At 48.2% G+C, this 12874-nt stretch carries 13 protein-coding genes; 8 read left to right on the top strand and 5 right to left on the bottom strand.

Annotated features, from left to right (window positions below; all coding sequences use genetic code 11):
- The first annotated feature begins 35 nt into the window (after window positions 1-35).
- A complete protein-coding gene (locus ACY652_RS04830) occupies window positions 36-1166 on the top strand; it encodes an FAD-dependent oxidoreductase (RefSeq protein ID WP_462266874.1) in 1131 nt (376 codons plus the stop codon).
- Between the two features lie 40 nt (window positions 1167-1206).
- Here the strand turns inward: ACY652_RS04830 and ACY652_RS04825 are convergent, their stop codons facing one another.
- Window positions 1207-2094 (bottom strand): dienelactone hydrolase family protein, encoded by an 888-nt coding sequence (locus ACY652_RS04825; protein ID WP_462266873.1) that lies wholly within the window; start codon window positions 2092-2094, stop codon window positions 1207-1209.
- Between the two features lie 147 nt (window positions 2095-2241).
- Here ACY652_RS04825 and ACY652_RS04820 point away from each other — a divergent pair, with 147 nt between their 5' ends.
- The 3 genes from ACY652_RS04820 to ACY652_RS04810 all read left to right on the top strand — a co-directional run bounded on the left by ACY652_RS04820 (window position 2242) and on the right by ACY652_RS04810 (window position 5605).
- Entirely contained in the window at window positions 2242-2334 is a 93-nt protein-coding gene (locus tag ACY652_RS04820) for a HAMP domain-containing protein (protein ID WP_462268218.1), read from the top strand.
- A gap of 397 nt (window positions 2335-2731) precedes the next feature.
- Window positions 2732-3328 (top strand): DUF6436 domain-containing protein, encoded by a 597-nt coding sequence (locus tag ACY652_RS04815; protein WP_462266872.1) that lies wholly within the window; start codon window positions 2732-2734, stop codon window positions 3326-3328.
- Window positions 3329-3334: 6 nt separating this feature from the next.
- On the top strand, window positions 3335-5605 hold the full coding sequence (locus ACY652_RS04810; RefSeq protein WP_462266871.1) for a response regulator: 2271 nt from the start codon (window positions 3335-3337) through the stop codon (window positions 5603-5605).
- Window positions 5606-5610: 5 nt separating this feature from the next.
- On the opposite strand, the gene ACY652_RS04805 is transcribed toward ACY652_RS04810, so the two are convergent.
- Genes ACY652_RS04805 through kaiC form a run of 4 tightly spaced genes read right to left on the bottom strand, consistent with a single transcriptional unit; the run spans window position 5611 to window position 9755 of the window.
- The gene (locus tag ACY652_RS04805; RefSeq protein ID WP_462266869.1) at window positions 5611-7311 is read right to left on the bottom strand and encodes an ATP-binding protein; all 1701 of its coding nucleotides are present in this window, start codon (window positions 7309-7311) and stop codon (window positions 5611-5613) included.
- An 11-nt stretch (window positions 7312-7322) separates the two neighbouring features.
- Window positions 7323-7658, bottom strand: coding sequence for a circadian clock KaiB family protein (locus ACY652_RS04800; RefSeq protein WP_462266868.1), 336 nt, complete (start codon window positions 7656-7658; stop codon window positions 7323-7325).
- A 58-nt stretch (window positions 7659-7716) separates the two neighbouring features.
- Window positions 7717-8001, bottom strand: a complete 285-nt coding sequence (gene kaiB, locus ACY652_RS04795) for a circadian clock protein KaiB (protein WP_462266867.1) — start codon at window positions 7999-8001, stop codon at window positions 7717-7719.
- Window positions 8001-9755, bottom strand: a complete 1755-nt coding sequence (gene kaiC, locus ACY652_RS04790) for a circadian clock protein KaiC (protein ID WP_462266866.1) — start codon at window positions 9753-9755, stop codon at window positions 8001-8003. Before kaiC ends, kaiB begins: the two co-directional genes overlap by 1 nt.
- A 206-nt stretch (window positions 9756-9961) precedes the next feature.
- Between kaiC and ACY652_RS04785 the strand changes: the two genes are divergently transcribed.
- Genes ACY652_RS04785 through ACY652_RS04770 form a run of 4 tightly spaced genes read left to right on the top strand, consistent with a single transcriptional unit; the run spans window position 9962 to window position 12871 of the window.
- Entirely contained in the window at window positions 9962-10684 is a 723-nt protein-coding gene (locus ACY652_RS04785; protein ID WP_462266864.1) for an SDR family NAD(P)-dependent oxidoreductase, read from the top strand.
- 12 nt (window positions 10685-10696) lie between these two features.
- Entirely contained in the window at window positions 10697-11239 is a 543-nt protein-coding gene (locus tag ACY652_RS04780; protein ID WP_462266862.1) for a hypothetical protein, read from the top strand.
- A 16-nt stretch (window positions 11240-11255) separates the two neighbouring features.
- Window positions 11256-11516, top strand: coding sequence for an acyl carrier protein (locus ACY652_RS04775; RefSeq protein WP_462266860.1), 261 nt, complete (start codon window positions 11256-11258; stop codon window positions 11514-11516).
- Window positions 11517-11518: 2 nt separating this feature from the next.
- Window positions 11519-12871, top strand: a complete 1353-nt coding sequence (locus ACY652_RS04770) for a beta-ketoacyl-[acyl-carrier-protein] synthase family protein (protein ID WP_462266859.1) — start codon at window positions 11519-11521, stop codon at window positions 12869-12871.
- Window positions 12872-12874: the final 3 nt, after the last annotated feature.

Raw genomic sequence — 12874 nt, 5'->3', positions numbered from 1 at the left:
TTGTGTTACCATACATTATTAAGTAACGCATAATCATGTTATTACATCATAAGAAAGTAGCCATTATTGGTGCAGGCCCGGTAGGCCTTACCATGGCAAAATTGTTACAGCAGCAAGGTATAGCAGTAACCGTTTATGAGCGGGATAAAGACCCAAATGCCAGAATATGGGGCGGTACGCTCGATTTGCATAAACAATCAGGCCAGCAGGCCTTAAAAAAGGCCGGGTTGCTGGAAAGTTATTATGCAACGGCTGTACCCATGGGTATTAATATTGCCAATGAGCAAGGCAAAGTGTTATTCAGTAAACGCCCTACTCCTGAAAACCAATATGATAATCCTGAAATTAACAGGAACGATCTAAGAACCATACTGCTGGATAGCCTGGCAACGGGTACTGTTGTTTGGGACAGTAAGTTTACCGGGCTTGAGCCGTATGGCGGCCGGTGGATGCTGCATTTTGAAGATAAACCTGATGCAACCGCAGATTTGGTGATCGGCGCCAATGGGGGAATGTCTAAACTGAGGGGCTATGTTACCGATGCAGAGGTTGAGGATACCGGAACTTACATTATACAGGGAGATGTACCCCAGCCCGAACTTAGGTGCCCCGAATTTTACCGGCTGTGCGATGGTAACCGGCTAATGACCGCTCACCAGGGCAATTTACTGGTAGCCAACCCTTATAACAGCGGTGCACTTACCTACGGTATTATCTTTAAAATGCCCGAAGAATGGGTTGATGGCAGTGGGTTGAACTTTCAGGATAAGGATAGTATCATTACATACCTTTCGGGCAGGTTTGCGCAATGGGATGAGCGTTACCGGCAACTTTTCCATGTAACATCGCTTTTTGTAGGATTGCCGACAAGAAAATTACCCTTGGAGAAACCCTGGAAGAATGACCGGCCCTTGCCGGTAACGCTTATCGGGGATGCCGCACATCTGATGCCGCCCTTTGCAGGCCAGGGCGTAAATACCGGGTTAACGGATGCCGCACTTTTAGCAGATTGCCTTACTAATGGTAATTATGAAACCCTGCAGGCCGCCATTAAAGGTTATGAGCAGCAAATGTTTGTTTATGCCGCCGCTGCGCAGCACGAATCAGGCGTAAACGAAATACAGATGCGTTCGCCTGATTTTTCCTTCCAGCAATTCATTCAATGATTGCTGTTAGAAATCCGGGCTTGCTTTAAGCGTTTAATGCTTAGGTTAAGTGCGCCTTAAAAAAATCAATGGTACGTTTCCAGGCCAATTCTGCCGCTGCTTTATCATAGCGCGGCGTAGTATCATTATGAAAACCGTGATTGGCGTTTTCATAAATAAAGGCCTCGTATGATTTATGATTTTCTTTTAAGGCAGCTTCATAAGGCGGCCAGCCGGCTGTAATCCGTGTATCTAAAGCTGCGTAGTGCAGCATTAAAGGCGCTTCAATCTTAGGTACATCGGCTAATGCCGGCTGGCTGCCATAAAACGGAACGGCTACAGCCAAGCCGGGTACTCGTACGGCCATCATGTTGGCAATGCCGCCCCCGTAGCAAAAGCCTACCACGCCCACTTTCCCGTTGCAGTCTTTGTGTTTTTTCAGGTATTCGTATGCCGCTATAAAATCTTCTTCCATTTCGCCTTTGTCGCGCTTGCTCTGCAGCTCACGCCCGGCATCATCATTGCCCGGGTAGCCGCCCAGCGGCGTAAGGGCATCGGGCGCCAGCGAGATAAAACCGGCCAGAGCCGCCCTGCGGGCCACATCCTCAATATAGGGGTTTAACCCCCGGTTTTCATGTACTACAATAATGCCGCCCAGTTTCTTTTTGTTACCGGCAGGTTCCGCAAGCAGCCCCTTGATGGTACCGCCGCCTTTGGGTGAGGGGTAAGTAATGTAACCTGATTTTACGCGCGTATCATCGGCCTTTACCTGTGTTTTTGTTTGGTAATCCGGCATCAGGAAACTCATGAGTGCAGAAACGGTTAAACCGCCCACGGCATATAAGGATAACTGCTCCATAAAAGTGCGGCGGTTAATGCGGCTGTGCGCATAATCATCATACAGGTCAAATACTTCCTGCTTGATGTCTTGTTTATCAATGTCGCTCATATCGGGTATGCTGTTTAGTTGAATATAACTATTTGATGGCTGGTGTTACAGCTACTATAGCAAGGTAACAAAAAGCGATAGGATTATCAGTATTTCATACGGCATTCTGTTTTTAGATGAAATGAATATCAACCTGCAGGCTAAGCTATTGCGTGTGCTGGCTGCAATTTTAACCGTAATGATGAATTTGGCGAGCTGGCGATTACATTTAACAGTATGTTCATCCGCCTGCATAGGTGAGAGAATAGCCGGGCTCAGGTTTGGGTTTAGCCATTTCCAAAGACTTTATTGTGGCGCAACATAGAAAGATATAAATAGAGAACACAGTTGGCGAAGGCAGCAAGTTTAGTTTTTTGCTGCCCGTACCCCGGTAAAGCACCACCAGGGAGCTTATTGGATGCCTCACCGGCAAATGCCGGTTAATCATTGCGGTTCGGTGTATCTTGTTTTATGATATATGAATATGATAAATAAATATTTATATGCTCAAGTATTGGTTAAACATTTATTTTTAATAAAATTGCTTGTATAAATTACTTGTTTCCGGTAACAAAAACCTTATACACTTCGTAGGCATGTATCATTGAGCATACATGTTTGAACACCTGTATACAGCAATAAATAAACACTTTAGGCATTGAGAAAGATAATAGTTTGTCTTTGGCTGCTGTTTTTATTGGCAGGCATAGGCGGCATCTTCTGGCATTACCAGTTACGTTATAGTTTGCCCACTCCTGTGCCGGCAGGTTACCGGCCCGTAACCAGCGGCGCTGTTATTGATTTAATGCCCGCCTTACATTTTAATGATAGCAAACCGGTACTGCTGCATTTCTTTAACGCAAGTTGCCCTTGCTCGCGTTTTAATATGAGGCATGTAAAATCTTTAATTGCGGCGTATGGCAAGCAGGTGCATTTTGCCGTGATACTGATGGATGAAAAATATGCAACCGCCAGGCAGGTACAGGAAAAATATGATCTGCAGGTGCCGGTAATGGTAAATCCTGCACTGGCTTTTAAATGCGGCGTATATTCTACACCGCAGGCCGCTGTATTAACTGCCCGGCACCGGCTGTACTACCGTGGCAATTACAACAGCAACCGATACTGTACCGATCCGGAAACTGAATACGCACGCCTTGCCTTAGTTGGTTTGCTGCAGCAAAAACCAGCTGTGCATTTTAATACCTATGCTACCACAGCCTATGGTTGCAGCCTAACCACCAGTTACAATTAATTTATAATGGACATTACCCAGTATACAGATTACGAAACTATAAAGGCCCGGATGCGGAATGAAGTAAAAAAGCGTTCCGATTACTTTTTTAACTTCTTTTTGGCCGGATATACCTTACTGGGTTTTGTATTTGCCTCTTTTTATGATACCTGGGCTATTTCTGCAAGTATCAGCGCCATTTGTTTAACTGCTTACTACTCCGCCAAGCTGCTTTTACCCGGTTCTGATTTATATCAATATGTATTAAGTGCCGTATTGGGGATATTTCTTGCGCAGTTTCTGTATGAGATGCATGGCTTGCTCGAAATGCATTTTTTTGCTTTTATTGGCAGCGCCGTATTAATTACCTACCAGAAATGGAAGCTGCAAATACCGCTCCTGCTGGTTATCGGCATACATCATACCTTATTCAGCTATCTGCAAAACTCGGGTGTGCCTGATGTGTATTTTACGCAGCTTAATTATTTCGACCTGCAGGCATTTATTATTCACCTGGCGCTTACCGTTGTAATTTTCTTCATCAGCGGTTTATGGGCCTACCAGCTTAATCTTTACGGTAAAAAGCAGATAGGCCAGGGGCTGCAAATGGCCCAGCTGCAAAAAGAAGCTGTAGTACAGCAAGAGCGCTTGGCCCACGCACGGCGACTACAGGGTTTAAATGAGGAGTTAATTTATAAAAACACCCTGTTAGAGGTAGCACGTAAAGAGGCCGAACAGGCCAACCAGGCAAAAAGTATTTTCCTGGCTACCATGAGTCATGAAATACGTACCCCGCTAAACGGGGTGATCGGCATGTCTGCGCTGCTGAATGATACCGCATTAACCGCACAGCAGCGCATGTTTACCGATACCATTAATACCTGCGGCGAAAACCTGCTTGGGGTAATTAACAATGTGCTTGATTTTTCAAAAATTGAGGCCGGCAGCATGGAAATGGAAAAGGCCGAGTTTAACCTGCGCCTTTGTATTGAGGAAGCGCTGGATATTTTTGCCGGTAAGGTAGCTCAAACCGGTATAGAACTGGCTTATTTTATAGATAAAGAGGTGCCGCTGCAAATAATTGGAGATAAGGCCCGTTTGCGGCAGGTGCTTACCAACCTTATTGCCAATGCAGTAAAGTTTACCCCGCAGGGAGAAGTGATTGTTAAGGCCTTGTACTGCGGCACTGATAAAGAGGGAAATGTTGCCCTGAGGTTTGAAGTGCATGATACCGGCATTGGTATACCGGCTGCTAAAATTGAAAAATTATTCAAAGCGTTCAGTCAGGTAGATTCATCTACCACGCGCAAGTATGGCGGTACAGGTTTAGGGCTGGTAATTTCGCAAAAGCTGGTTAAACTGATGGGCGGCGATGTGGAGGTAACCAGTACGCCGCAGGTAGGCTCGGTATTTAGCTTTACCATTGTTACCCGCAAGGGTATGCAGCCCGAAGAGCAGCCGGCCGCTAAAGATTTAACCGGCCATGCAGGCAAACGCATTCTGGTAGTTGATGATAACCATACCAACCGCACGATACTTGATCTGCTGCTGCGAAGCTGGAAGCTGCAGCCGGTGATTACAGCATCAGCCGGAGAAGCCATGCAGGCTTTGGCAAAAGGGCCGGCTGTTGATCTGGTCATCTCGGATGCCAACATGCCGGGTACCGATGGTATTGAGCTGGCTAAACTGATTAAAGCCAGCTACCCCGGCCTGCCCAATATTCTGCTCAGTTCAGTAGGGGATGAGCAGAAGTCGCACCTGGGTAGTTTGTTTAATGATGTGTTAACCAAACCGATTAAGCACAACGCACTAAGCAAACATGTGGCTGATGCCCTGCGGCAACGGCGGCCCGATGTTTCGGCCTCAATAAACAGTACTGAAGCCATTCCGGTGAAATTTGCAGAACAGCATCCGCTGGAAATACTGGTAGCCGAGGATAATAAGATCAACCAGAAGGTAATCATCCAGATTTTGCGCAAGCTGGGCTATAACCCCGTATTGGCCGAGAATGGACTGGAAGCTTTAGATGCCGTAAAAATAAAAAATTACGATGTGGTATTGATGGATATGCAGATGCCGGTGATGGATGGGCTGGAGGCTACCCATGCCATACGTGCCCTGAGCGCCAGGCAACCGGTAATAATTGCCCTTACGGCCAACGCCATGACCGGCGACCGTGAGGAGTGCATTGCCGGAGGGATGGATGACTATTTAGGCAAACCTATACAAATGCCTGAAATGCTGCGGGTGTTTAAAAACTGGAGTCATGCGCGCAAAGCAGGGCCAGCCTCTGTATAAACTGCTTATGTGCTAAGCGGCAATGTAAACCAAAAGGTACTGCCTTTACCCGGTTCGCTCTCGGCGCCTATACTGCCGCCATGCCTCTTCACTATCTCGGAGCAAATGTAAAGCCCCAGGCCCAGGCCTGAGTATTGGTGGCCGCCGGTATCTACCCGGTAATACCGTTCAAACAGGTGCGGTACCTTTTCGGGCGCAATGCCCTGTCCATAATCAGTTACCGAAATTTTGGCCATCGGCCCTTCTTTTTCATACCGTATCCGTATGGTTTTAGAATCAGATGCGTATTTAACGGCATTGTTTACCAGATTAATCAGCACCTGGTCTATCTTATCTGCATCGGCAAGTACGTTCAGGCTGGCATCGCCTTCGGTTACCATCTGGTATTCGCCTTCGGTGCGCACATGGTCGCAGCAATCAGCCACCAGTTGTGCCACTGCATGTTCAGCAAGTTTTAAGGTTAAATGCCCTTCGGTCAACTTGGTGGCATTGAGCAGGTCATTAATTAAAACGCTTACTTTATTTAAGCTTTTGTTCGACTGGTCAATCAATCGCGGCAGCATAGTTGCCGAAGGGTTATTCTTCATGCGGTTAAGCAGTTGCAGAGATGCCTTCAGGCTGGTTATAGGTGTGCGCAGCTCGTGGCTGGCCACACTGATAAATTCGTCTTTTTGCTGTATGGCTTTACGGCGGTGGGTAACATCCATAAAGGTGCCAATGCCGGCCACAATATTTCCCTGCTCATCGCGTACAGGAGCGGCATTAATAGAAATATAAAAGCGTTCCTTATCCGGTGGCTGTACACCTATTTCGTAATCGTATACCGGTTTGCCGGTGGCCAGCGTAATGGCCATAGGATGTTCATGGCCGGGTAGCGGCGAGCCATCTACCCGTAAGTTCTGCCATAGCGGATCATTGAAGGTACGTTGTTTAATCTCGCTTTCTGTAAGCCCTAAAATGCGCTGTGCCATTGGGTTGGCATAGGTAAGGTTACCCTTGGCATCAGTTATACCCACGCCCTCGGCCATAGTTTCCAGTATAAGGCTCAGGCGTTTCTGGTTATAATAAAGCTCCCTGGTGCGGTCTAATACAGTTTGCTCCAGGTTGGTGTTAAGTTCATGAGCTACCCGCTGTGCTTGCTCCAGGGCAGCGTTTTTTTCTTCCAGCAGTTGCTGCTGTTGCTTTTGCTGGCTAAGGTCGGTAATGATGATACTCATCGACAGGCCCTCATCCAGGTCAAGCGTGTGCAATGACAATAATACCGGCGTGTGCTGTTGTGCCGCTGTAAGCAGCACAGATTCGGCTTTTTTTCGCTGTTGCCAGGCGCTGCTGTTCAGGGTAACAAAATCAGCCCTGCATCTTTCTGAAAGAAACTGCACAAAAGTGTGCCCGATTACTTTTTCGAGCGGTAAGCCCAGCAGTTCGGCAAACCGGGAATTGCTGTAAAGTATCTGCCCCGCGTGGTTTAAGGTAACCGCGCCGGCCGTCATCTGCTCAATAAAGATGCGGTAGGTCTGGTCGGCGTTCTTTAATGTATATAGCTGGTGCCCGTCGCTGGCTTTCACTACCAGCGCATCTATTTCGCCGGTGCGGATAGCCTCAATCATTTCGTTGGCTTCCTCCAATTGGCAGCGGGTTTCCTCCAGGTCGGCTTCGGCCTGTTTCAGTTTTGCCTGCAATAAAGCAATTTCCTGGTTTGGTTGCACTTATAGAAATATTATTGATTTTCGTCGTCTGGTAATCCTAATCCTTTCATTACCCGCTGTTTGTTAGACATATCGCCTACCAGTAATCGTTTAGGTACCGGTTCAGTTTTCATCAGCATAGGTACTGCCGTAATATTATCGCGCTGGGCAAGTTCGGGCTGCTGGTGCACATCTATAACTTCCAGCTGGTACCGGCCCGGCAGGTACTGCTCTAATATAGCCTTTAAGTTACTAATGGCCCGCGCAGAAGCAGGGGATGTACCTGCCACAAACAGGCGAAGTGCATAAAATGAGGTATCATCCCCGTGTTGGTCACCTTCAGAGAAAGGTGTTTCCGCTGTACTCATATTTAATAAAGTGTATCGGCTATCATCGTCTTATCATCAGATAACTGCACCATCTTACTTATGTTTTGGCGCGAAGGTCTAAACCCACCAATACTTTTTCTTTATTAGATAAATCACCTATAATCTTGCGCACCGGGTCGGGCACTTTTTTTACCAGGGTAGGGATAGCCAGTATCTGGTCGCCCTCGGCTAATTGCGGATGCTCCAGCAGGTCAATCACCTCCAGCTTGTATTTGCCCAGCAGGTGCTCTTCGCAGTATTTTTTAAGGTTGCTGAGCGCCGTAACTGATTTTGGAGTTTTACCGGCTACATATAACCTCAGCTCATAATATTCTTCTTCCACTATTTTTTGTTTTTACCTGCTTTGCCGTTTTTGTCTTTATCCGCACTGGTATTCCCCCGCCGTATTTCTGTTACCTTCTGGCGGGTTTGCTCCATTACATCTCTTTTGATCTGCTCCTCAATGTACACCTTGTTCAGTTCTTCCTCGGTCGATTCAAACTGCGTTTTCAGGCTGTCAATCTGTGATTCCAATACCCGGCGTTTACGCAGCAGTTCGCGGTCTTTACGGCTGATGGCATGGGTGTGCAGTACCTGGCCGGTTTCTTCCAGCAGCATCTGCGCTTCGCGGGCCGAGCCGGTAAGTACGCCTTCAGGCCCTAAGTATACATCAATTAAATTCAGTCCCTCCTCGGTAATTACAAACTCGCGCACCTGGTTGGAGTGGCTCATCCCGCGCGATTTCATTACATACAGGCCGCGGTTACGCTCGCCGTTCAGTTCAATGTCCTTAATCTGCAGCCAGGCATCCACTAATGAAGATACCCCCTCATCGGTTTGCTCGTTTATAATTGTATTTAAACTGAGCGCCGTAAACATTGCAGTAATCTGCTCGGCCTGTAAAAAGTCAATCAGGCGTACCAGCATGGCTTTTACATCGCTCATGGTGCCTACCGTAATCAGGTTGGTAATCGGGTCGAGCACCACTACCTGCGGCTTAAATTTGCGTATAGCTTTATGTATGGCCACCAGGTGCATTTCCAGGCCGTACAGGGTGGGCCTTGAGGCATGAAACTGCAGCAGGCCTTTATCCACATGCGCCTGCAGGTTCATACCGATAGACTGCATGTTGCGCACAATCTGCATCGGCGATTCTTCAAAGGCAAAATACAGGCAGCGCTCATTACGCTGGCAGGCCGCATCAACAAAGCTGGCTGCCAGGCTGGTTTTACCGGTGCCGGCCGTACCTGAGGATAATATGCTGCTGCCCCTGAAAAAGCCACCCTTGCTCAGCATGGCGTCCAACGCCGCAATACCAGAGGAAACACGCTCTGATGATACCGGCTTATTCAACTGCAATGAGGTAATCGGCAATACCGAGATGCCTTCCTCATCAATCAAAAACGGATACTCATTGGTGCCATGCACCGAGCCGCGGTATTTTACAATGCGCAGCCGGCGGGTAGAGATCTGGTTAATAATGCGGTGATCAAGTAAAATTACGCAATCAGATACATATTCTTCCAGGCCCTGGCGGGTAAGCGAACTGTCGCCGCGCTCACCGGTGATGATAGCGGTTACGCCTTTATCCTTTAAAAACTGGAACAGGCGGCGCAGCTCGGCGCGCAGTACGGCTTGATTGGAAAGGCCGGCAAACAGGTTTTCAATGGTATCTAATACCACGCGCTTAGCCCCAATGCTGTCAATGGCATAACCCAGGCGGATAAATAAACCTTCCAGGTCATACTCGCCGGTTTCCTCAATCTCGCTTTTATCAATATGGATGTAATCTACCTTTATCTTTTTTTCCTGCTGCAGCTTATTCAGGTCGAAACCCAGCGAGGCTACGTTGGTTGCCAGTTCGTCTGCCTTCTCTTCAAAAGCGATGAATACGCCCGGCTCATTAAACTCCTGTGCGCCGCGTACAATAAACTCCAGCGAGAACAGCGTTTTGCCGCAACCGGCGCTTCCGCAGATCAGTGTGGGCCGGCCGGTTGGAAGGCCGCCTAACGTCACTTCATCCAGCCCGGAAATACCGGTAGGTGTTTTGGGTAATGTGGCTAAGGGCTTAGGTAAAGGTTGGGTATTTGAGGACATGTATCGAAGTGAAAATTTAGCTAAAAGTACAAATTTAAATGAAAAGTGTAAAGCTGCCAAACAATGTCTGTTACCATGCTTTTAACTTTTATGATTTAATGGTTGCGAAGTTAGATTAAGCCCCTGCACCGCCAGCTAACTGTTTAAAACTTAATAGGCAGTATGTAAGTGCTTTGCTTTATTTTTGAACGGTTAGAAATTATTGAATGTCAGCAAAAAAGATTTTAATTACCGGGGCCAGCCGTGGCCTGGGGCTGGCGCTTGCCCAAAAGCTGGCTGCTGATTATCAGCTCATTCTGCATGCCTCGGCACAAACCAGTTTTACCACCGTGCCGCCGGGCAGCCAGCTGCTGTGTGCCGATTTTACTGATGCGGAGCAGATAGCCGCCTTTTGCAGGGGTTTGAAAAAGGAGCATGGCGATGATTTGTATGCCGTAATTAATAACGCCGGTATGGCATACGATAAATCCTTGATCTATCAGCCTGAGCAGGAGATAGACGCAATGCTGAGCGTGAACCTGAAAGCGCCGGTGATGATCTGCAAAACGGCGATGAAGATTTTCAGCCTTAAGCATAAAGGGGTGATTATCAACATCAGTTCGGTGGTGGGCGAAACGGGAAATGCTTTTCAATCCGTATACGCGGCGGCAAAGGCCGGGCTGGTGGCGCTGTCCAAGTCGCTGGCGCAGGAGGCAGCCGCATTAAACCAGGGGGGCAGCATCCGTGTACTCAGTGTTTCGCCCGGATTGATAGAAACTGATATGACGAAGGATTTGCCCGAAGCGGAAAAAGATAGATACATAAACATGATACCTTCGCGCCGGCTGGGTACGGTTAATGATATAGCCGAAACTGTTGCTTTCTTACTTTCTGACAAGGCGGCTTATATCAACGGCAGTAACATTCAGGTCAACGGCGGCTTACGATAACCTTCAGCAATAATGATGAACAACCTGATTTGCATTCCCCCCGCAGAAGTGTTACTGCACGGGCCAACAAAAATGTATGTTTCCGGTTATGTATGGCATTCGCCGCAGGTGGGCATTGTAGCATCCTACACGCCGACGGCAGCCAATGTGGAAGATCATTTTGGCCTGTTCAGGGGAGTAGACCAGATTGAGGCTTTTGCCCAGGCTACTGTAGTATCATGCGGGGCGTACAATGAGTGTAAAAAGCAAAACATCAGCTTTGCGGAGCTGAAGCAGAAATATAATCCGGTATTCATCAGTATCGGGCAGGTTAAATTTCATGGTTATATTCAGGAGGGAGAGCAGTTCATCAGCATAGGGCAGATTCAATTTTATAAGTTCAGGCAAATTGTGTGCGATGGCCGGATATACAAAGTACCTGCCGGGTTTGATATTAATGCGTACTTTAGCCATTATACCGAACAGCAGTTGCTGCAATACGAATTGCCGGAAGGCTTTACCCTGGTAGCCGAGCTGTTTGAGGTGACCGGAAGAGCATTAAAGAAATTAACCTGACAACATTAACATACATATGGAAAGACAAGAAGTAGTAGAAGGTTTAAAAGAGATATTAAGAACCGTTAGAACCATTGACCAGGACAAGGTAGATGCCCTGACAGAAGATACCGACTTTATTACCGATCTGGGTACCCCATCTACCGAAATGATCAATATTGCCGCCAAAGCGGAGCAAAAGTTCGGGGTGGAGTTCGAAGACGAGGATATTGACGATCTGGGTTCGAAGGTAAAGGATATTGTTGACCTCATTCTGAAAAGTCAGCAAAACGCATAGATATGCCGGTAACGGGTAGAAAGGTAGCCATTGTGGGTATGGGCGGTGCATTCCCCACCTGTACCGGGCTGGAGGATTTTGAGCAGAAGATGTTCTCAGGCCAGAGCCTCATCCGGGAGTGGGATGCCGTAAAGGCTTATGGCAAAAATGTCCGGTCGCAGGTATCCGGTTACATCACCGAAGAGGAAATGGGCCTGGAGCCGGTTTATTCTACCCTGATTGAAGGCTATCCCGAAGCCTATATTGACAAATTAGGCCGCATACCTGATGTAAACCTGGCTACCGCCGATGTAGGCAGCATCTGGGCCATGATAGGCGCACAGCAGGCCATCCAAATGGCCGGCTGGACGACGGAGGAAACACAATCGGAGCAAACCGGGGTAGTGGTAGGTTCGGGCGGGGCAGGCAATGCCACCCTGCGGCCGGCCTGGCACAGTTTCTTCCAGTTAAACCGCAAAGCACGCCTGGCCGGTGCCCATACGGTAGACCGTGCCATGAGCTACCGCGAAGCGGCCAATGTATCGTGCTTTATTAAAAACCGGGGCGTATGCGAGTCCATTATCTCGGCCTGTGCCACCGGTTTGGGTAACATCGGTTACGCTTACCGCCTCATTAGCTTTGGTTTGCAGGACAGGGCGGTGGCCGGCGGGGTAGAAGCTACCTCGATAGAAAGCTTTGTGGGCTTTGATTCTATGCAGGTGGTGTTAAGCAAAGGCTATCCGCCGCACGAAAGCTCGCGCCCGTTTGATGTAAACCGTAATGGTTTCGTCTGCTCATTTGGTTGTGGCATGGTGGCGCTGGAAGCGTATGATCTGGCTAAGGCACGCGGCGCACAGATATTAGGCGTAATTGATGCCTATCATAATAATTCTGATGGCGACGGTAATATGTTTTTCCCTTCCTTTTCGGGTCAGCAACGCTTGTGGGACGGGCTGCTGAACTACGGCAATATTAAACCCGACGTGGTAAAGGCGCATGGTACCGCCACTCCCGCCGGTGACGGCATAGAGCTGCTGAGCATTGCAGACCGCATAGGCGATCAGGGGTATCACATTGCGGCCCCGAAATCGCAGTTCGGGCACATGCTGGGTGCAGCAGGTGCGGTAGAGTTGGTTGCCTCGCTGCTGATGCTGAAACGCCAGCAGGTATTGCCTTGCGTAAATGCCCAAACGCTGAACCCTGAACTGGAAACCTTCCAGAAAGCCGAAGGATGGGAAGGCCCCAAACAACCTATGGCAGCCTACCGGCATTTGATATCAGAAGCAACCGTAAGCAAAGAAATTAACCAGATTGTGTGTTTAAATTATGGCTTTGGCGGCACCAACAGTGCGATGGCCCTATCCCGTGATGTGTAAGCG

It is taken from the genome of Mucilaginibacter sp. (genome assembly GCF_965200995.1).
Classification (GTDB): Bacteria; Bacteroidota; Bacteroidia; order Sphingobacteriales; family Sphingobacteriaceae; genus Mucilaginibacter.
This window is presented reverse-complemented; position numbering and strand designations above follow the sequence as displayed.

Bases quoted from the DNA above. Each gene is read 5' to 3' on its own strand.
- ACY652_RS04830 (WP_462266874.1), top strand. From the start codon at position 36: ATGTTATTACATCATAAGAAAGTAGCCATTATTGGTGCAGGCCCGGTA.
- ACY652_RS04825 (WP_462266873.1), bottom strand. From the start codon at position 2,094: ATGAGCGACATTGATAAACAAGACATCAAGCAGGAAGTATTTGACCTG.
- ACY652_RS04810 (WP_462266871.1), top strand. From the start codon at position 3,335: ATGGACATTACCCAGTATACAGATTACGAAACTATAAAGGCCCGGATG.
- ACY652_RS04800 (WP_462266868.1), bottom strand. From the start codon at position 7,658: ATGAGTACAGCGGAAACACCTTTCTCTGAAGGTGACCAACACGGGGAT.
- kaiC (WP_462266866.1), bottom strand. From the start codon at position 9,755: ATGTCCTCAAATACCCAACCTTTACCTAAGCCCTTAGCCACATTACCC.
- ACY652_RS04785 (WP_462266864.1), top strand. From the start codon at position 9,962: ATGTCAGCAAAAAAGATTTTAATTACCGGGGCCAGCCGTGGCCTGGGG.
- ACY652_RS04780 (WP_462266862.1), top strand. From the start codon at position 10,697: ATGATGAACAACCTGATTTGCATTCCCCCCGCAGAAGTGTTACTGCAC.
- ACY652_RS04775 (WP_462266860.1), top strand. From the start codon at position 11,256: ATGGAAAGACAAGAAGTAGTAGAAGGTTTAAAAGAGATATTAAGAACC.
- ACY652_RS04770 (WP_462266859.1), top strand. From the start codon at position 11,519: ATGCCGGTAACGGGTAGAAAGGTAGCCATTGTGGGTATGGGCGGTGCA.